This is a genomic window from Microbispora sp. NBRC 16548, assembly GCF_030268985.1.
GTDB classification, from domain to species: domain Bacteria; phylum Actinomycetota; class Actinomycetes; order Streptosporangiales; family Streptosporangiaceae; genus Microbispora; species Microbispora catharanthi.
The window spans coordinates 97,628-120,311 of the sequence record NZ_BSSF01000014.1; the positions used below are offsets into that span (position 1 = coordinate 97,628).

A 22,684-nucleotide genomic window follows, 5' to 3' on the forward strand; every position below is an offset into this window, starting at 1 on the left:
ACCCTACATGCCGCTCTCCCTGTCGATCCGGGCAGGAGCCACGGGGGTTCGCCTCCGGGTGCCGGCCTGGGCGGAGGCCGTTTGCGCGGCGACGAGCCGGGTGTAGCGCCCGCCCAGGGCCAGCAGCTCCTCGTGGGTGCCCCGCTCCACCACCATGCCCCGCTCGACGACCAGGATCAGGTCGGCGTCCCGCACCGTGCTCAGCCGGTGCGCGATCACGATGCGGGTCTGCGTCAGGCGGGACAGCCGCGCCTCGATGTCGGCCTCGGTCGCGCTGTCCAGGTTGCTGGTCGCCTCGTCGAGCAGCAGCACCTTGGGTCGGGGCAGCAGCGCGCGGGCCAGGGCGAGGCGCTGGCGCTGTCCGCCCGACAGGCCGCCGCCCTCGACCAGGATCGTCTCGTAGCCCATCGGCATCGCCATGATCTCGTCGTGCAGGGCCGCGAGCCGGGCCGCCTCGGCGATCCGGTCCATGCCGGCCTCGGGGAAGTTGAGCGCGATGTTCTCCCGGATCGTCCCGGTGAACAGCGACGGCTCCTGGGTGACCACGCCGAACTGGCGGCGCAGCGATCGCGGGTTGAGCTCGGCCGCGGGAACGCCGTCGTATCGGATCTCCCCGGCCGTCGGCTGGTACAGGGCGAGCAGGAGGCGGGCGAGCGTGCTCTTGCCCGACCCCGAGGGGCCGACCAGCGCGACCTTCTGCCCCGGCCGTACGACCAGTGAGACGTCGCGCAGCGTCCACGGGCCGCGCGGGTCGTGGCGGAAACCCACCCCGCGCAGCTCGATGCCACCGCGCAGCCGCAGCACCTCGATCCCCGTGGACGGCTCGGGCTCGGAGGCGAGGATGTCCGACAGCCGGTCGAAGTGCGCCCCGGCCTGCTGAAGGCTGCGCAGGCTGGTCATCAGCGAGCCGATCGGGGTGAGCGCGGCGGTGGCCAGGGCGTTCAGCGCGAGCAGCGTCCCGAGGCTCATCGACCCGTCGAGCACCCGCCACGCGCCGACCCACAGCAGCCCCAGCGGCGCGAGGTAGCGCACCGCCCCGAGCACCGCCTCGATGAGCCCCCGGACGAGCCCTCCCCGCACGTCGGCGTCGAGTTGCCGGGCGAACAGGTCCGACCAGCGCTGCATCGCCCGCGGCTCGGCCCCGGACGCCTTGAGCGTCTCGATGCCGCCGACGGCCTCCATCAGCCGGCCCTGCGTGACGGCGAGAGCGGCCAGCTCGCGCCTGGTCAGGTCGCCCACCCGGCGGGCGGTGCCGAGCAGGAGGGCGGCCTGCCCCGCGGCGAGCAGCGCGAGGAAGCCGCCGAAGACCGGGTCCCGGGCGAAGACGAGCAGCAGGTAGACCAGGGCGAGCGGCCCGTCGAGCAGCGACGAGAGAATCTGCCCGGTCAGCGTCTCGCGCAGGGCGATGACGCTGTTCGATCGGTTCACCAGGTCTCCCTTGCCGCGCACCGCGAAGTACCGGTACGGCAGCGCGACAAGGTGCGACACCAGGTTCCGCGTCACCTCGCCGTCGGTGCGCGAGCGGAGCGCGACGAGCAGCACCGAACGCAGGTAGCTCACCGCGAACTGGGTGACCACGGCGACCAGCACGGCCACGCCGAGGAGCGAGAGAAGCCCGGAGTTTCCGCGCGGGAGGATCCGGTCGACGACGATCTGGAACGCCGTCGCGAGCCCAAGGCCGAGCACCTGGAGCAGCACCGAGGCCGCGACCACCTGAGCGAGCAGGCCCTTCCTGCGGAACACCAGGGCGCGCAGGAAGTCGCGCCGCCACGCCCGCGCGGCGCCGGACCGCACGCGGCGAAACCCCGGCTCCGGCTCGAACGCCAGCAGCACGCCGGTGAAGCCGGCGTCGAACTCGGCGGGCGTGAGCCGCCTGCGTCCCTGGCCGGGGTCCACGATGTCCACGTGATCGGGCGTCCACCGCTCCACCACCACGAAGTGCTGGAACTCCCAGTGGACGATCGCGGGCATGGGCACCCGCCCGAGGTCGGCCGGCTCCAGCGAGAACGCCTTGGCGTTCAGGCCGAACTCCCGCGCGGCGCGGACGATGGCCAGCGCGCTCAGGCCGTCCCTGCCCACTTGGAGGTGGTCGGTGACCTCCTGCACGGTGGTGCGGTGGCCGTGGAAGGACAGGATCACGGCCAGGCAGGCCGCGCCGCACTCGGTCGCCGAGTTCTGCAGAAAGACCGGGACCCGTCTCACCCGCCACCCCTCAGGACCAGAGCGACGAGAACGGCCAGCCCCGAGGTGAGCACCGCGACCGCGCACCAGAGCAGGACGAGCGTACGGTTGCCGACCTCCTTGACAGCGGCTGGGGCGGACGGCGGGGCGGCATGGCGGCGCAGCGCCTCGGCGCGGAAGATCTGCCTGTTCACAGCGTGCCGGTCCGCGCCGTGGTTCCCCAGAACCATTCGATCTTCGCGGCCCGGCGGCGTTCATCGATCCACAGGTCGAAGACCCGCCGTTCGACGCGGCGGCGCGTGTCCGCGTCGAGCTCGGCGCCGGCTACGGAGATCACCTTGAGCAGGACGTCCGGGGCGGGCGAGACGACGTCGCCGGGGCGGGCGGTGCCCGTCTCGGCCGCGGGCACGTCCTCGACGACCAGCCGGGCGCCGCGCGTCCGCTCCGCCAGCGCGAAGAAGCCGGCTCCGGCGTCGATCTCCGCCGCCGCGCGCCGGGCCGCCTCGGAGTCGGGGAAGGTGAGGCGGGCGACCCGGGCCGTGCCGAACTCCTCCCGGTGCTCCTCGAAGTACGGCTCGACCCGTCCGGCCGTCACCCGCTCGCGGACGCGGGCGGCGGCCACCTCCCCCGCGACCAACTCCTGGAGGTCCACCACGGTGAGGGAGCGGCGGTCCATCCACTCGCGCGTCCGTTCCGCGGTGAGCAGTCCCCGGGCGCGCCGGAACGCGTCCACCGCCTCCTGGATCTCGTGGTCGGAGAGCTCGACCGGCGCCTCCTCCATCTCGGCCTGGACGAGGGCGGCGGCGATGATCCGGTCCACCAGCCGGGCCTCGTCCCACAGGAAGTCGAGCCAGGCGACCGCGTCGACCACCTTGACCCCGACTCCGTCGATCCGCAGCAGCAGCATCTCGCCGGCCCGCTGCACACCTCGCAGAGGCCAGGGCAGGGCGCGGTCGGGGCACCAGGACAGCGACACCGTCCCCTCCCCCGGCCGTTTGATCAGAAGGTCGTAGTGGAGCGAGTCGTCGTAGTCCTCCCGCTGCCACAGCAGCCGGAAGCGCACGCCGGGATGGCGCTCCCGCAACTCCCGCAGGCGCTCCCGGGCCTCGGACGGGTCGACGCCGTCCAGGCCGCGGAGGGTTTCAAGGGCGTCCGGCAACATGCGCGGTCTCCTCTCCGACCGTGCCGTACATCAACAGATCACACAGGGCCGCGCCGATCGGCAGGCCCGTGGCCTTCTCGATCCAGAGCCACTGGCCACTGGGGTTGACTTCGAGGAAGACGTAATGCCCGTCGGGGGTCAGGATGAGATCGATCGCTCCGTAGCGCAGGCCGAGCCGCCGCACGATCCGCACGCAGCGCTCGGCCACCTCCGGCGGCAGCTCGTGCACCTCGTGGCGGGTGCTGCCCGGGTCGTAGCGGCGCCAGTCGAGCCTCGTGTGATTGCTCTCCTGCGAGTGGATCTCCGCCGCGAAGACGGCCCGCCCCACGACGGTCACCCGCAGCTCGACCCGCTTGGGCACGTACTCCTGGATGACGACAGGGCCGAACCTGATCGCGTCCGCGTACGCCACGTCCCGCGTGGACACCGGTTCCGACATCCGGGCCACGCCCTCCCCGTCGGCGCGGGGCCCCGCCGGAGCGCCCAGGGGCTTGGTGATGATGCGGCCCTGGTGCCGGCTGTAGAAGTCCAGGAACTCGTCGGGGTCGTTGGTGATCAGCGTGTCCGGCAGCTCGAATCCGAGACGACCGGCCAGGACCAGCTGTGACGACTTGCGCTGGGCCAGCCTCACCCGTTCCCTGGGCGCGGGGACCATGCGGCAGTCGAGCTGCTCCCACAGGTCCCCGGCGAACATCGCGCACTCCTGCTCGATGTGGGCACGTGCGGCCGGGTCGGCGATCTCGGGATGCGCGACGGGAGCCTGGGGACGGCGGAACCACACCGCCGTCAGACGGTCGAGATCGACGTCCGCCGTCTCCGTGCGCAGCCGCCGCCGCACCCGCCCGTCACGGTGGTAAACCGCGTCGAGCACCGCGCGGACCGGATAGTCGGCCGGGTCGAAGACGACCGCTTTCGCCCCCCGCGCGGCCAGCAGACGGGCCACGTGCTCCGCATGGAGGTCTCCGTCGATCGTGAGGATGAGTATCTCGCCGGACATCTCTGGTTCTTCCTGGTCTGGCTTCCTGATCGGGCGCGGGGCGCCGGAAGGGCGCCCCGCGCGGTCACTCAGAAGCGGTCGCTCAGAAGTCGAGGTCCTTGGCGTCGACGCTGCCGTCCGGGGTGATGACGTGGCTCGACCACTCGAACTTCCGGCCGCCGTTGACGAGACGGAGGTCTCCCTCGTCGAGCTCCGGCCCGGCCGCCGCGATGTCGTCGATTCTGATCTTGGGCATTGTGATCCCTCCAGCCGTCCGGGGACGGCGCGGTTCCTGATGTGAGGGCACCCGGTCGGGCGCCGGACACAGACGCTAGGAGGGCCTTCTTGGTGTCCACTTTGGACGATCTAGGCATCGGCTGAACGGTCGCTTATGGTCGGGGTGCCCAGGCCGCACGGACGAGGGCATTCGGCGGAGGCGCCGCCGGGCGAGCAGGTGCCACAGCACGAACCCGGCGGGCACCGCCCCCGGTTGATCCCGTGGCAGGCGCCGAGCAGGACGACGGCGGCCGGCGTCACGGTCAGGAGCCGGAGACGCCGCTCTCCCGGTCGCTCCCGGCAGGAGCCACGGGGGTGAACCCGGTGTCGACCAGGCCGAACCGGTGCGCCATCACCGCCGCCTGGGTGCGGTTGCGCAGCCCCAGCTTGTCGATGAGCGCGGCGACATGGCTCTTGACCGTCGTGACCCCCACGTGCAGCCGGTCGGCGATCTCGGCGTTGGACAGGCCGACCCCGACCAGGGTGAGCACCTGCGCCTCGCGCCCGGTGAGGCCCGGCGGAAGCGGCACCGCCTGCCGCTCGGCCGCCAGGGCCCGTTCGACGACGCGCCGCAGCACCGACGGCGCGAGCGGAGGCTCCCCCGTCGCGGCCCGCCGTACCGACTCGACCATCCGGGCCGGCGGGTCGTCCTTGACCAGGAACCCGAGCGCGCCCGCCCCCAGCGCGGCGTAGAGGTTCTCGTCCTCGGAGAACGTGGTGAGCACGACGATCCGGGCGGACGGCTGGGCGGCGAGGATCCTGCGGGTGGCCTCCAGTCCGTCGACGCGCGGCATCCGCAGGTCCATCAGCACCACGTCGGGACGGTGCCGCTCGGCCAGCCGTACGGCCTCGGCCCCGTCGGCGGCCTCCCCGCACACCTCCATGTCGCCGGCCGCCTCCAGCATCATCCGGACGCCCGCCCGCACCAGGGCCTGGTCGTCGGCGACCACGACGCGGATCACGCGAACCTCCCCGCCATGCGGCAGTCCAGCCGGTCCTCACGCGGCACCGGCAGCGAGGCGGCCAGCCGCCAGCCGCCGCCCTCGGCCGGGCCCGCGGTGACGTGCCCGCCGAAGGCGCGGGCCCGCTCCCGCATGCCCGCGATGCCCTGGCCGTGGGACGGCAGCACGTCCGGGGGACGGGACGTGCCGGGGCCGTTGCGCACCTCGACCGTGAGCGCGTCCGGGCGCATCGCCACATCGACCTCCGCCCGGGCCCCCGGCCCGGCGTGCTTGAGCACGTTCGTCAGCCCCTCCTGGACGATCCTCGCCGCCGACGCCCGCACCACCAGCGGGGCCCGTTCGACTTCGGGCGCGAGACGCAGGTCCACGCGCAGGCCGGCCGCCGACATCCGGGACACGGCGTCGCGCAGCACGTCGCCGGGGTCGGCCAGCATGTTCGCGAGCATGAGGTCGGAGCCCAGTGCCTCGTCCGGGTCGCGCAGCACGGCCAGCAGGCCGCGCAGGTCCTCCAGGACGCGGTGGCCGGTGTCCCTGATGTCGGCCAGCGCCTCGGCGGCCGGGCCGCCGGCTCCCGCGTACTGCGCCGCGCTCGCGCGCAGCACCATCGCCCCCACATGGTGGGCCACGATGTCGTGGACCTCGCGGGCGATCCGCTCCCGCTCGGCGAGCCGGCCGGCCCTGTCCCGCTCAACGGCCAGTTCGGCGGCGTGCCTGGCCTGGGCCTGCCGCACGCCGACGTACCGGCCGATCGCCACGGGCGCGGTCACCATCGTCATCAGCGCCACCACCCGGAACGGGGTGATGTCGGCGAGGTCGTCCACGACCACGATCGCGGCGACCGAGCAGGTCAGGGCGTACGCCGCGGCGACCCAGGACCAGGCGGCGCGGGTCGCGAACACGCCGAGGGCCACCAGGGCGAGCAGTTGCAGGCTGTTGCCGGCCCTCGGGACGTACTGGTCGGCCACGACCAGCGCGAGGCTCTCCAGCAGCAGCACCGCGCCGGGCAGGTGCCGCACGACGCCCAGCGCGAGCCCCGCGAGCATCACCCCGAGCGCGACCGCCCACACGGGTGGCGCGCCGCCGTGCCAGTACGGCCAGGTGGTCAGCACCGACAGCGCCACCCCGCCGCCGGCGAGCAGCAGGTCGAGCAGCGGCGCGGGGTCCTCCCTGCGGCGCCCCTCCTGACCGCGCAGGTAGCGGCCGATCAGCACCGGGGCCGCGATCAGCCCGACGGAGTAGAACCAGGTGTTGCTCGTGAGGGCGATGCCGGGGTCGGCGAGGTTCACGGCGGTCGCGGCGGAGGCGAGCACGGCGGCCGGCGCCGTCCAGCCCCAGCCGCGCGACCTGGCCAGCACGCCCACCGAGATCGGCAGCAGGACCTGCAGGGTGTTGACGGTGAACGCGCCGAGCTGGTCGCACACCACCAGCAGCACGGACAGGTAGACGGCCACAGGGCCGGGCCATCGGCGCAGCAGGCCCATCGGCAGCCCGGCCAGCAGGGCGAAGCCCATCCCCACCCACACCGGGGCCGGGCCGCTCCCGCCGCCCGCTCCCCCGGAGGAACTCCAGGAGCCGGCGCTGACGAGCATGTCCAGCCCGGTCCCGCCCCCCGCCAGGCCGATGTCGAGTGCCGTGCCGCGCGTGAGCGCGAAGGGCCTGCCGCTGAGGGGACGCTGCGGGACGAGCCGGCGCGTCGAGGGCCACCGCATGAGGGAACGCTACCGCCCGCCCGCGCGGAGGCCGGTCCTCCGTTGGGAGGACGCTTCTCCTCCTTCTGGCCGCTTCCGTCCGCCGAAGGGCCGCACGCGGTGATCCACCTGGCCACCAGGTCGGCCCGAACGGCGGGCGACCCGGGCGGTCGCGCGGCCCTAGCGTCGCCGCATGGCGAACGAAACAGCGGTCTTCTTCGGGCAGTTCCTGCGCTCCCCCGCCGTGACCGGGGCGGTCGCGCCCAGCTCACGGCGGTTGTCGGAGGCGGTGTGCGTGCCGGTGCCGGAGCGCGGCGACCCCGTCGTGGTCGAGCTGGGGCCGGGCACCGGCCCCTTCACCGCCGAGATCCAGCGCCGCATCGGCGGGCGGGGGCGGCACCTGGCGGTCGAGATCAATGCGCGGCTGGCCGGCCACCTCGGCGCCCGCTACCCGGGGGTGGAGCTCGTGGTCGACAACGCCGCGCGGCTGCCCGAGCTCCTCGCCGGCCGGGGCGTGGCCGCCGCCGACGTGATCGTGAGCGGGCTGCCCTGGGCGGCGTTTCCCCCCGCCCACCAGGCGGACCTGCTGCGGGCCGTGGTCGCCTCGCTCGCGCCGGGAGGCGCGTTCACGACGTTCTCCTACGTCCACGCCCGCGCCCTGCCCGCGGCCCTGCGGTTCCGCCGCAGGCTGGGCGAGGCGTTCGAGGAGGTGGTGGCCGGACGCACGGTGTGGCGGAACCTGCCGCCCGCCTTCGTCTACCACGCGCGCCGGCCCCGCCGGTGATCTCGCAGCCCGCCGAATGGCGTTCTAGAGTGGCGGGCATGGACTTCACGCTGCCGGAGAGCGCGCAGGCGGTGCGTCGGGGCATCGCGGACATCTGCTCGCGGTACGACATGGACTACTGGCAGCGCTGCGAATCGGACAAGCGCTGGCCCGAGGAGGTGTGGGCCGAGCTCGCCAAGGGCGGCTGGCTCGGCCTGGCCGTGCCCGAGGAGTACGGCGGAGCCGGACAGGGCCTGCTGGAGCTGGCCGTGGCCACCGAGACCCTGTCGGCCTCCGGCTCCGCCGGCGGTTCGGCGTTCATGTACGTGCTGACGCCGGGGTTCGGGGCGCTCACGCTGGCCAGGCACGGCTCGGCCGAGCAGAAGGCCGCGCTGCTGCCGAAGCTGGCCACCGGAGAGATCGAGACGTGCTTCGCGCTGACCGAGCCCGACGCCGGGTCCAACTCCCTGGCGATCTCGACCTTCGCCCGCAGGGACGGCGACGACTTCGTCGTCGACGGCCAGAAGATCTGGATCACCGGGGTCCAGCGGGCCGCCTGGATGCTGCTCGTCACCCGGACGATCCCGGCGGCGCAGGCCAGGCCGCGCAGCGACGGGCTGACGGTGTTCCTGGTGAACGTGCCGGAGGCCGTGGCGGCGGGGCGGCTGTCCTACCGGCCGATCCCCAAGATGGGCGCGAACACCACGCCGTCCAACATGGTCTTCATCGACGACCTGCGGCTGCCCGCCTCCAGCGTGCTCGGCGAGGTGGACCGGGGGGCGGCCGTGCTGTGGGACGTGCTGAACCCCGAGCGGATCCTGCTGGCGGCCAGCGCCCTCGGCGGAGCCGAGGTGGCGCTGCGGGTGGGCGTGGACTACGCGAAGCAGCGAGAGGTCTTCGGCCGGCCCATCGGGGCCAACCAGGCCATCGCGTTCCCGCTGGCGCAGGTCAAGGCCAAGATCGAGCTGGCCAGGCTGATGCTGCACAAGGCGGCCTGGTCGTTCGACAACCGCCTGCCCTGCGGCACGGAGGCCAACATCGCCAAGCTGACGGCCTCGCAGGCCGCGTGGGAGGCCGCCGACGCCGCGTTCCAGACCCACGGGGGCATGGCGTACTCGCTGGAGTACCCCGTCGCACGACTGCTGGCCGACGCCAGGATCGGCCGGATCGCGCCGGTGACCGAGGAACTGCTGCTCAACTACCTGGCCACCCAGGTGCTCGGCCTGCCCAGGAGCTTCTGACCGCTCCGATCACTTCCGGCCGCTTGCGCGCCGCCACTGCGGGGCACTTACTTGAGGCAGCGGAAGGAGTCACACATGCGCGGTCCGTACGCCAGCACGGTGATCAGCGCGGACGCCGGGGACGTCTGGGCATATCTGCGCGAGTTCGGCAACCTCCACGAGTGGCTGCCTGGCGTGTCCACCTGTGAGATCGAGGACGGCGAACCGCTCGCCCCGGGGGTCGTGCGGCGGGTCGAGGGGGCGGGCGGGGTGTTCCGCGAGCAACTGCTGACCCTTGAGGACGAGGAGCGCACGCTGACGTACGCCACCCTCGAGTCCCCGCTGCCGATGCGCGACTACCGCGCGACGTGCCGGGTCGCCCCGGTGACCGACTCCGGGCAGGCGTTCGTGGAGTGGTACGCGAGCTACGAGGCCGACGACCCGGAGAAGATCGCCAAGATCCTCACCCGGGGCGTCTTCGTCCCCGGCCTGGAGTCGCTCCGCAAGCGCTTCAGCTGAGTCGTGTCCGCCGCTCCTCGCGCTTCTCCTCACGACTCCGGCCGGAACCGGGGCGGGCGCTTCTCCCGCAGGGCCAGCACGCCCTCGGCGGCGTCGGGGCCGGTGAAGCCGAGGAACTCCATGGCCAGCGAGGCGTCGAACGACGGCCCGGCCATGCGCAGCCAGTTGTTCAGCGCGTACTTGGTCAGCCGGATCGCCTCGGCCGACCCGGCGGCCAGCCGCGTCGCGATGTCCAGCGCCCTGTCGTGGACCTGGTCGTCGTCGACGCACAGGCTCACCAGCCCCATCGCCTCGGCCTGCTCGCCGGTGACCGGCTCGCACAGCAGCAGGTGATACTTGGCCTTGGCCATCCCGCACAGCAGCGGCCAGATGATCGCCGCGTGGTCACCCGCCGCGACGCCCAGCCGGGTGTGGCCGTCGATGATGCGGGCCGTCCGCCCGGCCACCGAGATGTCGGCCAGAAGCGCGACGGCCAGCCCCGCCCCCACCGCCGGGCCCTGGATCGCCGAGACGACGGGCTTCGAGCAGTTGAGCACGTTGTAGACGATGTCGCGGGCCTCGGCGAAGACCTCCAGGCGCGTGGCGTGGTCGCGGATCATCTCCTCGATCATCGACAGGTCGCCGCCCGCCGAGAACGCCTCGCCCTCCCCGCGCACGATCACCGCCCTGACGTCGTCGTCGCGGTCCACGTCGCGCCAGATCTCGGCCAGCTCGCGGTGACCGGTGCGGTCGACGGCGTTGCGCCGGGACGGCTCGCTGATCACGACGCGCAGGACGCCGTCCGCCGCCCAGCCGACCTTCAGCTTCTCGTACTCCCTCACGACGCGCTCCCGAAGGCGTCCCTGATCCTGGCGGCGAGGTAGTCGCGGCCCTCCAGCGCCTGGTCGAAGAACCCGGGCAGGCCGAGGAAGCCGTGCAGCGCGCCCTCGAAGCAGCGGTGCTCCACGGGGACGCCCGCCTCGGCGAGCGCCCGCGCGTAGGCCGCGCCCTCGTCGCACAGCGGGTCGCACTCCGCCGTGATCACCGTCGCGGGTGCCAGGCCCGACTTGTCCGGCAGGTGGATCGGCGCGAGCCGGGGATCGCGGGGGTCGGCGCCACCGGCGTACTGCTCGATGAACCACCTCATCTCCGCCGCGTCGAGCCCGAACCCCTTCCCGTACGCCCGGTAGCTGGGCGTGTCGGCGGCGACGTCGATGACCGGGCAGATCAGCGCCTGGTGGGCGAGCCGGAGCCCGGCGTCCCTGGCCAGCCAGGCCGCCACCGCCGCGAGGTTGCCCCCGGCGCTGTCGCCGACGACCGCCACCCTGCGCGCGTCCGCGCCGTAGAACGCCGGGCGGGCGTGCACGTCGCGGACCACGCCGAAGGCGTCCTCGGCGGCCGCGGGGAACGGGTGCTCGGGCGCGAGACGGTAGTCCACCGAGACGACGACCGCTCCGGTCCTGTGGGCGAAGTCGCGGCCGAGGGCGTCGTTGCGCTCGACGCTGCCGAAGACCCAGCCGCCGCCGTGGAAGTAGACCAGCACCGGCAGCGGATGCTCGCCCGGCTCCGGGCGGTAGATCCGGACCGGCACCCCGGCCGCCGTCTCGTCCCTGACCGCAGGCAGGTCGATCCTCGGCCCGCGCTGCTCCACCATCCCGTCCAGGGACCGCAGCTGGGCGATCTGCTCACGGGTGAGGGAGGCGATGTCCACGCCGAGGTCCGAGGGGAACAGCTTGAGATAGGACTCCGCCTGGGGATGCAACGCCATGCCCCGCACAGTAACAGCGCCCGCCGACACAACCGCCGAAGCGGCCGCGGCGCGCTCGCCCGGCCGACCGGCGCCCGCGCCGCCTCCGGGAAACGGTCCGTACGGGTCAGGGGCGGGCCGCGTCCACCAGGGCCTCCACCAGGCGGTTGTCCGCGCCGCGCTCGGGATGCCATTGGACGCCGACCGCGAACCGGTGCCCCTGGAGTTCGACGGCCTCGACGATCTGGTCGTCCGCCCAGGCCACCGCGATCAGGCCGGTGCCGAGCCGCCGGACGGCCCGGCGGTGCGCGCCGGTCACCTCCGCGCGGTCGCCCACGGCCTTGCCGACCTTGCTCGACACGCTGACGGTGACCACGTGCGCGGCCGTCTCGTGACGGTCGTGGCCGACGGCCTCCCGCAGAGATGTGATCAGCGTGCCGCCCTGGGCGACGTTGAGCACGTGCATGCCGCGCGAGATCGCCAGCAGCGGCACCTCCGCCTCCACCGCCGCCTGCGCCAGCGCGGTCTCGAACCGGTCGCGCTGCGGCTGCGGCCCGCCGAGCCCGTCGTCGTCCGGCTCCCCCGCCGGGACCTCGCCGTACAGCGCAGGATCGACCTCCACGCCCCCGGCGAGGACGACCGCGTCCAGGCGTCGCACATAGTCGCCGGCGGACACGGGGCTCAGCGGCGGCAGCAGGACGGGCGCGCCGCCCGCCTTCTCCACCGCCCGCGCGTACGCCTGTGGTGAGACCGCCGCCTCACGGACCCACGTGCCCCAGCGCGCGGCCTCGAGATAGGTGGTGATGCCGACGATGGGACGCGCCATGGCCATCTCCTGGGGGTGTGCGAGCAGGCAGGCCCATCATGGCGCAGATCGTTTTCCTTTTTGTCAGTTTTCACATCAGTCACACCAGTCACAGTGGGGGGCGTCACGACAAATAACGAAGTGTTCACAGTCGGTTGCCTTGCGGGGAATCGGTTGTGACGCCCGAGAGCGAGTGGAACACTCCCCGTTGAGCGATCGGTCGAGCCGGGGCCGCCGGCGCTCGTCACCCGGAGCCGTCAGGGAGGTGGATCGACAGACCGGAGCACGCTTCCGGTCCCTAGGGTGGGACACAACTGATGCCTCTGAATCCACGCCTCGTCAAGGAGAGCTTCTCGGTCGTCGAGCCCGTCGCCGGGAAGGCCGCGGGGTACTTCTACGGACGACTGTTCACGCAGTGCCCGCACATGCGGGGCATGTTCCCGCCGGGCATGGAGGTGCAGCGCGACCGGCTGTTCAACGCGCTCACGAGGGTCGTCTGGATGCTCGACAGCCCCGAGGGGCTGGCGTCCTATCTCGCCCAGCTAGGGCGGGACCATCGCAAGTACGGCGTGTCCCCCGAGCACTACAGAGCCGTGGGAAGCGCACTTCTCGCAACGATCAGGCATTTCGCCGCCGAGATCTGGACCGACGAGATCGAGGCCGCCTGGACCGAGGCGTACGACATGGCGGCGAAGATCATGATCGACGCCGCCACCGCGGAGACCACGCCCGCCTGGTGGCTGGCGGAGGTGATCGACCACGAGCCGCGCACCCGGGACATCGCGGTGCTCACGCTGCGGCCCTCGCAGCGCATGGACTTCGTCCCCGGGCAGTACGTCACGGTCCAGACGGCGAGGTGGCCACGGGTGTGGCGGCGGTTCTCCATCGCCAACGCGCCCCGCGCGGACGGCACGCTCCGCCTGCACGTGCGCGCCGTGCCGGGCGGCTGGGTGAGCACCGCACTGGTCCGCCACACCCGTATCGGCGACCAGCTCCTGCTCGGCCCGCCGGTGGGCACGATGACGCCGCCCGAGTCCGATCGCGACCTCCTCTGCGTCGCCGGCGGCACCGGCCTCGCGCCGCTCAAGGCCGTCATCGAGCACGTCATCGCCTCCGGCGACCGCCCGAACATCCACCTGCTGTTCGGCGTCCGCCGCGCGTGCGATCTGTACGACATGCCGGACCTGGCGAGGATGGAGGCCAGTTTCCCCTGGCTGCGGGTCGTGCCGGCGGTCTCCGACGACCCGGCCTACGACGGAATGCGCGGCCGGCTCCCCGACGTGGTCGAGAGGTTCCACTCCTGGGCCGACCACGAGGCGTACGTCTGCGGGCCGACCGCGATGGTCAACGAGACCGTACGGCGCCTGCAGATCTCGGGGGTGCCGCTCGCGCGGATCCACCGCGACCCGATACAGAGCGACACAGTGCGGAGCGACACAGTGCGGAGCGACACGCTGCTGAGCAGCACAGCGCAAGGCCGAGCAGCGCAGAGCGAGGCTTGACCGGAACGGCGGGCGACGTGGACGCTTTCCTGGCAGGATTCGAATCGAAAACATAATCGAAATCGACACAGGGAGGACATATGACCGCACTGCTCGCGATCGGTACTCGCAAGGGATTGTTCCTCGCGCGCTCCTCGGAAGGCGGCTCGTTCGAGGTCGAGCCCGTGCGGTTCTCCACGATCGCGATCCACTCGGTCGCGATCGACACCCGCGGGAGCACGCCCCGCCTCCTCGCCGGCATCGAGTACGGCCACTTCGGCCCGTCGGTGATGTGGTCCGACGACCTCGGCGAGACCTGGGAGGAGGCGACGACCCCGCCGGTCGCCTTCCCCGAGCGCACCGGGGCCGCACTGGCCCGGGTCTGGCAGCTACAGCCGTCGCCGTCCGAGCCGGACGTGGTCTGGGCGGGCGCCGAGCCCGCCGCGCTGTTCCGGTCGGAGGACCGCGGGGCCACCTACACCATGGTCGACGGCCTGTGGGACCATCCCACCCGGCCCCAGTGGCAGCCCGGTGGCGGCGGCCTGTGCCTCCACACCGTGATCCCCCACCCCTCCGACCCGCGGCGCATCGGGGTCGCCGCCTCGGCCGTGGGGTTCTTCCGCAGCGACGACGCGGGGGCCACCTGGCGGCCGTCCAACAAGAACATCCGCGCGCCCTTCCTTCCCGAGGGCGCACAGTATCCCGAGTTCGGCCAGTGCGTGCACAAGGTGACGCAGCATCCCGCGGCGCCCGAGCGGCTCTACCTGCAGCACCACTTCGGGGTCTACCGGTCCGACGACTTCGGCGACTCCTGGACCGAGATCGGGTCCGGCCTGCCCTCCGACTTCGGGTTCCCGATCGCGGTCGATCCGGACGACCCGGACAGGCTGTACGTCTTCCCGCTGCACGGTGACGTCGACCGGACGCCGCTCGGCCACCGATACCAGGTGTTCCGCAGCGACGACGCCGGGGCCACGTGGCACGGACACTCCGCCGGGCTGCCCGAGGGCCCGGTGCACGCCTCGGTGCTCAGGGACGCGATGTCCGCCGGGCCCGCCGGGGTGTTCTTCGGCGCCAGGGACGGCGAGGTGTACGGCTCGGCCGACGCGGGCGAGACCTGGTCGCTGATCGCCCGTCACCTGCCCGACGTGCTGTGCGTGCGGGCCGCCGTGCTCTGACCCGCCGCCACTGACCCCGCGGCGCCCTTCCGGGCGACCGCGGGGCGGCGGTTCACGACCTCCGCGGATCAGACCTCACTGGCCCTTCGGGGCCCGACCTCCGACGAGGCAGGCCTCGATGGCTCAGACCTTGCGGTAGCCGGGAACCCAGGCGCCGTCCTCGACGACGTAGTCGCCGAACAGGGCCGGGGCCTCCTCCTGCATGATCTCCCCGATGCGGTTGAAGACGAGGCGGATCTCCTCCTCGGCTCCCGCGGCCGTACGGGCCTCGATCGTGTGCCGCAGGGTGCGCACGTTGGCCGTCCAGACCAGGCCGGTCCCGACGCCCTCGGGCGCGAAGCGGCGCATGAACGAGGTGCGGTGCTTCTTCTCCGCGAACGGCACACCGTCCTCGTCCAGCCCGAAGTGGGCCGCCATCCAGTTCTGGAACTCCTCCATCCGGTCGAGCATCTCGGTCGCCCGCTTCATCAGCTCGGCGTCCTCCCGCGCCCACTCGGGGAACCAGAACGGGATGTCGCTCAGCCGGACGAACCGCAGCGACTCCTGCGAGATCGCGACCCCGGGCCGGTGCCGTACCAGCTCGTGGGTGAGCACCCGCGAGACGTTGTGCAGCACGAAGCTGAAGCTGAGGTGCTCCAGGACGCTGCCGTGCGCGCTGGCCAGGATGTTGCGCAGGTACGCCTCCTGGTCGGTGCGCACCCTCGTGACGTTCGGGTTCAGGCCCGGCTCGAACGACCGGTAGCACAGTCGTCCGGCGAACTCGGCGAGGTTCTGGGCGTCGAACTCGCCCCGCTCCAGCCGCTCAAGCCAGCTCTCCCCGCCGATCTCGTGGAGGTAGCGGGCCAGTTCGTCGTAGTCGACGGACGGTTTGGCGACGAGGAAGACCTCGGGCTCGACGCTGCGCATTCACATTCCCCGTGAAGTGGTGCCGATGGGTGACCGTCCAAGCAAACCAGCTCAGGCCCACGATCGCGACCCGGCCCCCGCCCGCCTCAGCGCGCGGCGGCCCGGCGGCGGTGCGCCTTCTGCCGGCATGCGGGGCCGCAGAACCGGGCCGGCCGCCCCGTGCGGGAGAGCCGGAGGGGCCGACCACACTCCGGGCAGCGCGGTCCATCCTCCTCTCCGGATCCGTCCGCGCCGTCAGTTCCGTTACCGCCGGCCACACCCGCAACCGAGTTCCGTGACAGATCGGGAGGAAGTTTCGTTACGGCGGGGAGCGGAGGACGCCCGCCCGCCGGGGAGGGACGCAGCCCGTCGAGGACGATCGCCGTCGCCCGTCCGGGGGCGCGACCCGGCCTGCCCTCCATCGCCAGGCAACCGGCGAGGAGCGCCTGCATGTCGGCCGCGTCGACGTCCGGCCGTACGGCGCCGGCCCGCTGGGCCCGGTCGAGCAGCACGCCGAGGGCGGCCGCGTACTCCTCCCGGACCGGCGCGGCGAGGCGCAGGTCCACCCCGGCGGACAGGGCGTCGCACAGCGCCTTGTTCAGCGCCGCCCGTTCGACCGTGAGGCGGACGGCGTGGAAGAAGGCCTCGGCTGGACGAGGCGAAGCGGCCAGGGCGAGGACCTCCTCGGCGAGCCGTTTCAGGCGCTCCAGCACCACGGCCTCGAACAGGGCTTCCTTGCTCGGGAAATGCCTGTAGACCGTGCCGGCTCCCACTCCCGCGCGCCGCGCGATCTCGTCGAGCGGCACCGCGAGGCCGAGCTCCGCGAAGGCACGCTGCGCCGCCCCCAGCACGCGCCCCCGGTTGCGCCGCGCGTCCGCCCGCGCGGGCGCGGCGCCGACGCGACCGTCGTCGTCGGACATGTGCTCCTCCTTCGCCCGCGTTGACAACCGGGGCGACCGTTCCGTAACGTCCCAACCGGGCCGATCGTTCCGATTCTATCCGCGGCCGCCGCACGGCCGGGCTTCCCTGAAGGAGTTCCATGAGCACGCCCTCCCCCCGCGAGATCGTCGACCGCTTCCTGCGCGCCTCGGCCGCCAACGCCTGGGACGACCTCGCCGACCTGTACGCCCCGGACGCGATGGTCGAGATCCCCTTCGCGCCCGAGGGCGTCCCCGCCCGATCACAGGGGCGGGAGTTGTTCCGCGCCCGGTTCAAGGCCGCCGCACCGCTGCGGCGGTTCGAGAAGGCCGCTCCCGTCGTCGTCCACGAGACCCGCGACCCGGAGGTCGTCATCGTGGAGTACGACCTCCACGGGTCCATGACGAGGTCCGGCCGGCCCTTCGTCTTCTCCTACGTCATGGTGATGCGCATCAGGGACGGCCTGATCGTGCACTCGCGCGACTACGCCAACCCCCTGGCCGGGGCCGAGTTCCGCGACGAGCTGGCCGAAGCGATCAGGCAGTGAGCCGGCTCGACGATCACAGCCGGTAGACGCGGCGGGCGTTGCCCGAGCCGATCATGTGAGCGATCCGGGCGGCGTCGGCAGGGCTCCACTCGCCTTCGGCGATCCGGTCGGCGAGCACGCGGGCCAGGCCGCGGCGGTGGCAGAGCGCGGCAAGGAAACACAGCTCGGCGGCGCCATGGCAGCCGGAGCCGTACATCTGTTTGTGGAACGGGACGAGTTCGAGCAGCTCGCGCAGGACGTGGGCGGAGCCGGCGGCGGTGTGGGCGACGGCGGGCCCGGCGTCCACGTACACATGCGGGAAGACGCCCGCGAGGTGCGCCGCCTGGCGGTGGTAGGGGTAGCAGTGCAACAGGACGACCGGCACCCCGAGAGGGGCGAGGGCACGGACGAACCCGGTCAGCAGTGCGGGATCGGTCAGGTGGCCGGCCCCGATGCCGGGCAGCGCACCACCGGACAGCCCACCGCCGGACAGGCCCCAGCCGGACAGACCACCGCCGGATAGACCACAGTGGAACTGCAGCGGCAGGCCCCGCTCTCTGGCGACGTCGACCGCCGCCCAGAGCAGGTGCCGTACGAGGACGGGGTCGTCCAGGCGCGACTTGGGGTCGGCGAGCCTGCGGCCGGCCGCCGCGATCACGCTGCCGCGCGAGGGCCTGGAGGGGTCGAAGCCGAGGCCGCAGTGGTGCGCCGCGACCGACTTGAGCGCGGCGGCGCGGGCGGCGCGGACCGCGAGCTCGTCTCGCAGCATCCCGGCGTAGTCGGCGGCGGGCAGCCCGGCCTCGGCGACGTCCTGCTCGGCCTGCTCCAGCCGGACGATCTCGTCGGCGGCGGCCGAGCCGAGACGCCCCATCTCGGCGGGCGAGAGCAGCGCGGGGACGTCGGGCCCGGTGTCGACGAGGAAGGCCGACACCCCGGCGCCGCGCAGCAGCCGCCGGTTGACCTCGGCCGCGCCGAGTTCGGCGCGGCGCGACAGGTAGACGGTGGGCGAGGCGTGCGGCTCCAGGCCGAGGACCGGCGCGCACCAACGGCGGATGGCGGCGCCGGCCGGGGTGTCGAAGTGCGTGGTGCCGGGCGGCGCGGGCGTGCCGCCCTCGCCGATGAGCTGCTCGAATCCCGACCTGGTGGTGTCGTCTCTGCGCACGCCGCAGCAGTGCTGGTCGACCATGGGCGCGAGCAGGGCGGCCCGCACCGCGTCGGGAAGGGGTACGGGCAGCATGTCGTGGGATCTCGGCTCCGGCACGGCAGTGGACTCTACGGCTCCCCCGCCGCGCCGGCACCGCCCTAAACGGCCCCTTTACTCAGCCATGGCGTGCGCAAAGCCGCAGGACGTTGGCGATGATCCGCGCTCCGGCCCCGCCCTGCGTGGTCAGGATCGACTCGGGGTGGAACTGCACGCCGAAGCGCAGGTTCTCGGCGTCCTCGATCGCCATGGCCGCGCCGTCCGGCGTGTACGCGGTGACCTGGAAGCCCTTGACTCCCGGCTCCTTGGCGTGCACGGAGTGGTAGCGGGCCGCGACGAACTCGCCGGGCAGGCCGTCGAGCAGCGCGCTGTCTCCCTCGCGGCGGACCCGGCCGCGCTTGCCGTGCTCCGGGTAGGGCAGCAGTTCGAGCGTGCCGCCCGCCTGCTCGATCATGGCCTGCAGGCCCAGGCACACCCCGAACACCGGGAGCCTCCGGGCGTACAGCGCCTCGATCAGCGCCGAGCAGCCGAAGTCGGACGGCCAGCCGGGCCCGGGCGACAGCACGACGAGCGTGGGCGCGATCTCGTCCAGCTTCTCCAGTGGGAACCCGTGCCGCAGCGTGACCACCGACGCGCCCTGCTGGCGGAAGTAGTCGGCGAGCGTGTTGACGAAGGAGTCCTCGTGGTCCACGAGCAGCACGCGGTGGCCCTCGCCCGGCAGGTCGGCGCGGGGCTCCGTCCGCGCCTCCTCCCGGGGACGGGCGGACGCGGCGAGCGCGCCGAGGAGGGCGCTGGCCTTGAGCTCGGTCTCCCGCTCCTCGGCCTCGGGGTCGGAGTCGTACAGCAGCGTGGCCCCGGCGCGCACGGTGGCGACACCGTCGCGGATCTGCGCGGTGCGCAGGGTGAGGCCGGTGTTCATCGAGCCGTCGAAGCCGATGAAGCCGACCGCGCCGCCGTACCAGCGCCGGGTGGTCTCCTCGTGGTCCTCGATGAACTGCATGGCCCACGTCTTGGGGGCGCCGGTGACGGTGACGGCCCACATGTGGGTGAGGAACGCGTCGAGGGCGTCGAACTCGGGGCGCAGGCGGCCCTCGATGTGGTCGACGGTGTGGATGAGCCGGGAGTACATCTCGATCTGGCGGCGGCCGATCACCCGGACGCTGCCCGGCACGCAGATCCGCGACTTGTCGTTGCGGTCCACGTCCGTGCACATGGTCAGCTCCGACTCCTCCTTCACGCTGGACAGGAGCGTGCGGATCGCCTCGGCGTCCTCGACGGGGTTGGCCCCGCGGGCGATGGTGCCGGAGATCGGGCAGGTCTCGACCCGGTCGCCGGTCACCCGGACGTACATCTCCGGCGAGGCGCCGACCAGGTGCTCGCCGTCGCCGAGGCTGAGCAGGAATTCGTACGGCGCCGGGTTCTCGGTGCGCAGCGAACGGTAGAAGGCGGACGGGTCGGCGCAGGCGCCGTGGAAGACCTGGCCGGGGACGACCTCGAACAGGTCGCCGCGCTGGAACTTCTCCTTGGCCTTGGCGACGACCTCGGCGTAGGTCCCCGGCACCGGGTTCGGCGGGATCTCGCGGGGCGCGGCCAGGGGGATCGTCTCGCCGGTGCGCTCGAGGCCGCTGGTGGAGACGCCGTCCACGGTGAACTCGTAGCAGTGCTCGACGCTTGTCTCGCGGACCCGGTCGATCACGACGAGCCGGTCGGGCAGGTGCAGCACCAGGTCGCGCTGGTCGCCGGGGCGGGTCAGGCGGTAGCGGATCGGCTCGAACTGGAAGGCCAGGTCGTAGCCGAAGGCGCCGTACAGGCCGAGGTGCGGGTCGTCGGACCGGAAGGCCGCGATGATCTCGCGGATGGCGGTGAAGACGGTGGGCCTGCGGCTGCGCATCTCCTCGGGCAGCAGGTCCTCGGACTCCGGGACGTGCACCTCGACGTAGCCGTGGGCCGGCTCGGCCACCGGCTTGCCGGCCGCCAGCAGGCAGGAGGCGACAACGGGCAGCACGACCTGTCCGCGCTCGTTGAGCGCGCGTGCGGAGATGCGCCGCCCCCGCGCCACGATCTCAAGGCAGGGATCGACGTAGCCGAACGCCCACCTGCTGTACCTGCCCGGGTAGTCCATGCCGGATGAGAAGGCCCCGCCGCGCCGCTCCCCCAGCGACGTGACGATCTGCTCCAGCGCCTCCTCGGGCACCTCGCGCACCCGGCGCTCGACCGCGATGCCGCCGGCCGTGGTATATCCGCTGATCTCCACTGTCCACGCCCCTTTTTTCGTATGCCCCGGGGCGGACACACAGAAGGCCGCCACTCATGGGGCGGCCGGTCTATTCGACGCGAATGCGAAAACGCCGCCTGTCAGCGGCGCCACCACTGGGAGGGTGCATGAGTTCGCATGCGTCAAGGGTAGCGGCGGAAACCGCGATCATGCAACGCGGCATGACTGGAAGGGCGAACAGCGGATAGATATTCTGTTACTGGTAGGGAAACCTCACTCTCGGCACGAGGCGATCCGCCCGAGGCCGGGGAAGGAGGGGGCATGGTCCGCGTGCCGGCCCGCCTGCCTGTGCATCGCCACGGCCCGGGAGGGCTGGGCGAGCTGAGGGGTACGAGCGGGAGTTCGAACGGGCCACAGGGCCGCCGGGTCCGGGTCCGCCGTGACATGCCCGTGCCGATGCCGGACGGCGTGACGCTCCTGGCCGATCACTACGCGCCCGTCGGCACCGACCGGCCCCCGACGATCCTGATCCGCACGCCGTACGGCAGGGGCGGAGTGGTCGGCTGGATGTACGGCTGGACCTTCGCCCGGCACGGGTTCCAGGTGCTGCTGCAGAGCTGCCGGGGCGGCTTCGGCTCCGGCGGGCGGCTCGATCCCCTGGTCCACGAGCAGGAGGACGGCCTGGCGACGGTCGAGTGGATGCGGGCGCAGTCGTGGTATGGCGGCAGCTTCGCCATGCACGGGCCCTCCTATCTCGGCTACACCCAGTGGGCGATCGCGGCGGAGACGCCCGACCTGCGGGCGATGGCCGTCCAGGTGACCGCCTCGTGCTTCCGGGACGCGGCGTACGTCGGAGGGTCGTTCGCGCTGGAGTCGACGCTGATCTGGACGACGCTCACCGCGCATCTGGACGGCAGGCTGGGGGGCGTCGCCGCGTTCACCGCGCCCCGGCGTACGCGGCGGGCCGTGCTGTCGGGCCGCCCGCTGCCCGAGCTCGACCTGCTGTCGGCGGGCAGGCCGCTGCCGTTCTTCCGCGAACTGCTGGCCCACCATGGCGAGACCCTCTGCTCGTACTGGGACAAGGCGGACTTCTCCGCGTCGGTGGGGCAGGTCGGCGCGGAGATCACGATGACCGGCGGCTGGTACGACGTGTTCCTGCCCTGGCAGCTCAAGGACTACGCGGCGCTGCGGGCGGCCGGGCGGCAGCCGCACCTGACCATCGGGCCGTGGTATCACGCCGACGTCCGCCATGGGCGGGCCGCCAACGCCGACGCTCTTGCCTGGTTCCGCGCCCACCTGCTCGGCGACCCGTCGGGGCTGCGCACCTCCCCCGTCCGGCTGTACGTCACCGGCGCGGGCGAGTGGCGGGACGAACCCGACTGGCCGCCGCCTCTCATGCGGCGCGAGCGCTGGCACCTGCAGCCGGGCTTCGCCCTGTCGCGGGACAACCCGGCGGGCGGCGAGCCGGACCGCTACCGCTACGACCCCGCGCACCCCACGCCCGTGATCGGCGGCCCGGTGCTGATCGGCAACTCCGAGCCGAGGGACAACCGCCGTCTGGAGGCCCGGCGTGACGTGCTCGTCTACACCTCGGACGTGCTCGGCCGGGACACCGACATGATCGGCCCGGTGAGCGCCGAGCTGTTCGTGCGCACCGGCAGGGAGCACACCGACCTCGTCGTACGGGTGTGCGACGTGCATCCCGACGGCACGTCGATGAACGTCTGCGAGGGCGTGCGCCGCCTGACCCCCGCGGACCGCGGCGACGAGGACGGCGTGCGCCGGGTGGAGATCGACCTGTGGCCGATCGGCCACAGGTTCCGCCGCGGGCACCGCATCCGGGTGCAGGTGGCGAGCGGTGCCTATCCGCGCATCGCGCGCAACCCGGGCACCGGCGCGCCGCTGACGGCGGGCACCCCGATGGTCGCCTCCGACCAGGAGATCCTGCACGATTCCCGCCATCCCTCGGCCGTGATCCTCCCCGCGCTGCCCTGAGCCGGCC

The 22,684-nt window shown here is 72.9% G+C and carries 21 protein-coding genes; 7 read left to right on the forward strand and 14 right to left on the reverse strand.

Features of this window, described 5'->3' with window-relative positions; genetic code table 11:
* Positions 1-3: 3 nt before the first annotated feature.
* The 7 genes from QSK36_RS32570 to QSK36_RS32600 all read right to left on the reverse strand — a co-directional run bounded on the left by QSK36_RS32570 (position 4) and on the right by QSK36_RS32600 (position 7,266).
* Positions 4-2,202, reverse strand: coding sequence for a peptidase domain-containing ABC transporter (locus tag QSK36_RS32570; protein ID WP_285785021.1), 2,199 nt, complete (start codon positions 2,200-2,202; stop codon positions 4-6).
* Complete coding sequence (locus QSK36_RS32575; RefSeq protein ID WP_225897504.1) at positions 2,199-2,375, reverse strand: hypothetical protein; 177 nt, start codon at positions 2,373-2,375, stop codon at positions 2,199-2,201. The genes QSK36_RS32570 and QSK36_RS32575 overlap by 4 nt, the downstream gene beginning before the upstream one ends.
* A complete protein-coding gene (locus tag QSK36_RS32580; protein WP_285785022.1) occupies positions 2,372-3,343 on the reverse strand; it encodes a TIGR04500 family putative peptide maturation system protein in 972 nt (323 codons plus the stop codon). The genes QSK36_RS32575 and QSK36_RS32580 overlap by 4 nt, the downstream gene beginning before the upstream one ends.
* Positions 3,324-4,340, reverse strand: a complete 1,017-nt coding sequence (locus QSK36_RS32585) for an MvdC/MvdD family ATP grasp protein (protein ID WP_285785023.1) — start codon at positions 4,338-4,340, stop codon at positions 3,324-3,326. Before QSK36_RS32585 ends, QSK36_RS32580 begins: the two co-directional genes overlap by 20 nt.
* 82 nt (positions 4,341-4,422) lie before the next feature.
* Positions 4,423-4,575: a putative ATP-grasp target RiPP gene (locus QSK36_RS32590; RefSeq protein WP_182902284.1), complete on the reverse strand. Its 153-nt coding sequence runs from the start codon at positions 4,573-4,575 to the stop codon at positions 4,423-4,425.
* Between the two features lie 283 nt (positions 4,576-4,858).
* Positions 4,859-5,557, reverse strand: coding sequence for a response regulator (locus QSK36_RS32595; protein ID WP_183532678.1), 699 nt, complete (start codon positions 5,555-5,557; stop codon positions 4,859-4,861).
* A complete protein-coding gene (locus tag QSK36_RS32600; protein WP_285785024.1) occupies positions 5,554-7,266 on the reverse strand; it encodes an ATP-binding protein in 1,713 nt (570 codons plus the stop codon). The genes QSK36_RS32595 and QSK36_RS32600 overlap by 4 nt, the downstream gene beginning before the upstream one ends.
* 172 nt (positions 7,267-7,438) lie before the next feature.
* On the opposite strand from QSK36_RS32600, the gene QSK36_RS32605 reads away from it, so the two are divergent.
* The 3 genes from QSK36_RS32605 to QSK36_RS32615 all read left to right on the forward strand — a co-directional run bounded on the left by QSK36_RS32605 (position 7,439) and on the right by QSK36_RS32615 (position 9,747).
* Positions 7,439-8,029: a class I SAM-dependent methyltransferase gene (locus QSK36_RS32605; protein ID WP_139577963.1), complete on the forward strand. Its 591-nt coding sequence runs from the start codon at positions 7,439-7,441 to the stop codon at positions 8,027-8,029.
* Between the two features lie 38 nt (positions 8,030-8,067).
* Positions 8,068-9,249: an acyl-CoA dehydrogenase family protein gene (locus QSK36_RS32610; protein ID WP_285785025.1), complete on the forward strand. Its 1,182-nt coding sequence runs from the start codon at positions 8,068-8,070 to the stop codon at positions 9,247-9,249.
* Positions 9,250-9,324: 75 nt separating this feature from the next.
* Positions 9,325-9,747 carry an SRPBCC family protein gene (locus tag QSK36_RS32615; RefSeq protein ID WP_285785026.1) on the forward strand — a complete coding sequence of 141 codons (423 nt, stop codon included), beginning with the start codon at positions 9,325-9,327 and terminating at the stop codon, positions 9,745-9,747.
* A gap of 29 nt (positions 9,748-9,776) precedes the next feature.
* On the opposite strand, the gene QSK36_RS32620 is transcribed toward QSK36_RS32615, so the two are convergent.
* The 3 genes from QSK36_RS32620 to QSK36_RS32630 all read right to left on the reverse strand — a co-directional run bounded on the left by QSK36_RS32620 (position 9,777) and on the right by QSK36_RS32630 (position 12,299).
* Positions 9,777-10,568, reverse strand: coding sequence for an enoyl-CoA hydratase/isomerase family protein (locus QSK36_RS32620; RefSeq protein ID WP_285785027.1), 792 nt, complete (start codon positions 10,566-10,568; stop codon positions 9,777-9,779).
* Positions 10,565-11,494, reverse strand: coding sequence for an alpha/beta hydrolase (locus tag QSK36_RS32625; protein WP_285785028.1), 930 nt, complete (start codon positions 11,492-11,494; stop codon positions 10,565-10,567). The genes QSK36_RS32620 and QSK36_RS32625 overlap by 4 nt, the downstream gene beginning before the upstream one ends.
* Positions 11,495-11,600: 106 nt before the next feature.
* Positions 11,601-12,299 carry a gamma-glutamyl-gamma-aminobutyrate hydrolase family protein gene (locus tag QSK36_RS32630; protein ID WP_285785029.1) on the reverse strand — a complete coding sequence of 233 codons (699 nt, stop codon included), beginning with the start codon at positions 12,297-12,299 and terminating at the stop codon, positions 11,601-11,603.
* A 296-nt stretch (positions 12,300-12,595) separates the two neighbouring features.
* On the opposite strand from QSK36_RS32630, the gene QSK36_RS32635 reads away from it, so the two are divergent.
* Positions 12,596-13,780, forward strand: coding sequence for a globin domain-containing protein (locus tag QSK36_RS32635; protein WP_285785030.1), 1,185 nt, complete (start codon positions 12,596-12,598; stop codon positions 13,778-13,780).
* A gap of 80 nt (positions 13,781-13,860) precedes the next feature.
* On the forward strand, positions 13,861-14,937 hold the full coding sequence (locus QSK36_RS32640; protein ID WP_285785031.1) for a WD40/YVTN/BNR-like repeat-containing protein: 1,077 nt from the start codon (positions 13,861-13,863) through the stop codon (positions 14,935-14,937).
* A 123-nt stretch (positions 14,938-15,060) separates the two neighbouring features.
* Here the strand turns inward: QSK36_RS32640 and thyX are convergent, their stop codons facing one another.
* Both thyX and QSK36_RS32650 read right to left on the reverse strand, forming a co-directional pair.
* Positions 15,061-15,843 (reverse strand): FAD-dependent thymidylate synthase, encoded by a 783-nt coding sequence (gene thyX / locus QSK36_RS32645; protein WP_183532692.1) that lies wholly within the window; start codon positions 15,841-15,843, stop codon positions 15,061-15,063.
* Positions 15,844-15,929: 86 nt separating this feature from the next.
* On the reverse strand, positions 15,930-16,742 hold the full coding sequence (locus tag QSK36_RS32650) for a TetR/AcrR family transcriptional regulator (RefSeq protein WP_285785032.1): 813 nt from the start codon (positions 16,740-16,742) through the stop codon (positions 15,930-15,932).
* Positions 16,743-16,861: 119 nt separating this feature from the next.
* Here QSK36_RS32650 and QSK36_RS32655 point away from each other — a divergent pair, with 119 nt between their 5' ends.
* A complete protein-coding gene (locus QSK36_RS32655; protein ID WP_139577953.1) occupies positions 16,862-17,287 on the forward strand; it encodes a nuclear transport factor 2 family protein in 426 nt (141 codons plus the stop codon).
* Positions 17,288-17,300: 13 nt separating this feature from the next.
* Here QSK36_RS32655 and QSK36_RS32660 read toward each other — a convergent pair whose 3' ends face one another.
* Both QSK36_RS32660 and QSK36_RS32665 read right to left on the reverse strand, forming a co-directional pair.
* A complete protein-coding gene (locus QSK36_RS32660) occupies positions 17,301-18,527 on the reverse strand; it encodes an amidohydrolase family protein (RefSeq protein ID WP_285785033.1) in 1,227 nt (408 codons plus the stop codon).
* Positions 18,528-18,585: 58 nt separating this feature from the next.
* Positions 18,586-20,721 carry an anthranilate synthase component I gene (locus QSK36_RS32665; RefSeq protein WP_285785034.1) on the reverse strand — a complete coding sequence of 712 codons (2,136 nt, stop codon included), beginning with the start codon at positions 20,719-20,721 and terminating at the stop codon, positions 18,586-18,588.
* A gap of 282 nt (positions 20,722-21,003) precedes the next feature.
* On the opposite strand from QSK36_RS32665, the gene QSK36_RS32670 reads away from it, so the two are divergent.
* A complete protein-coding gene (locus QSK36_RS32670; RefSeq protein ID WP_285785035.1) occupies positions 21,004-22,677 on the forward strand; it encodes a CocE/NonD family hydrolase in 1,674 nt (557 codons plus the stop codon).
* The last annotated feature ends 7 nt before the right edge of the window (positions 22,678-22,684 follow it).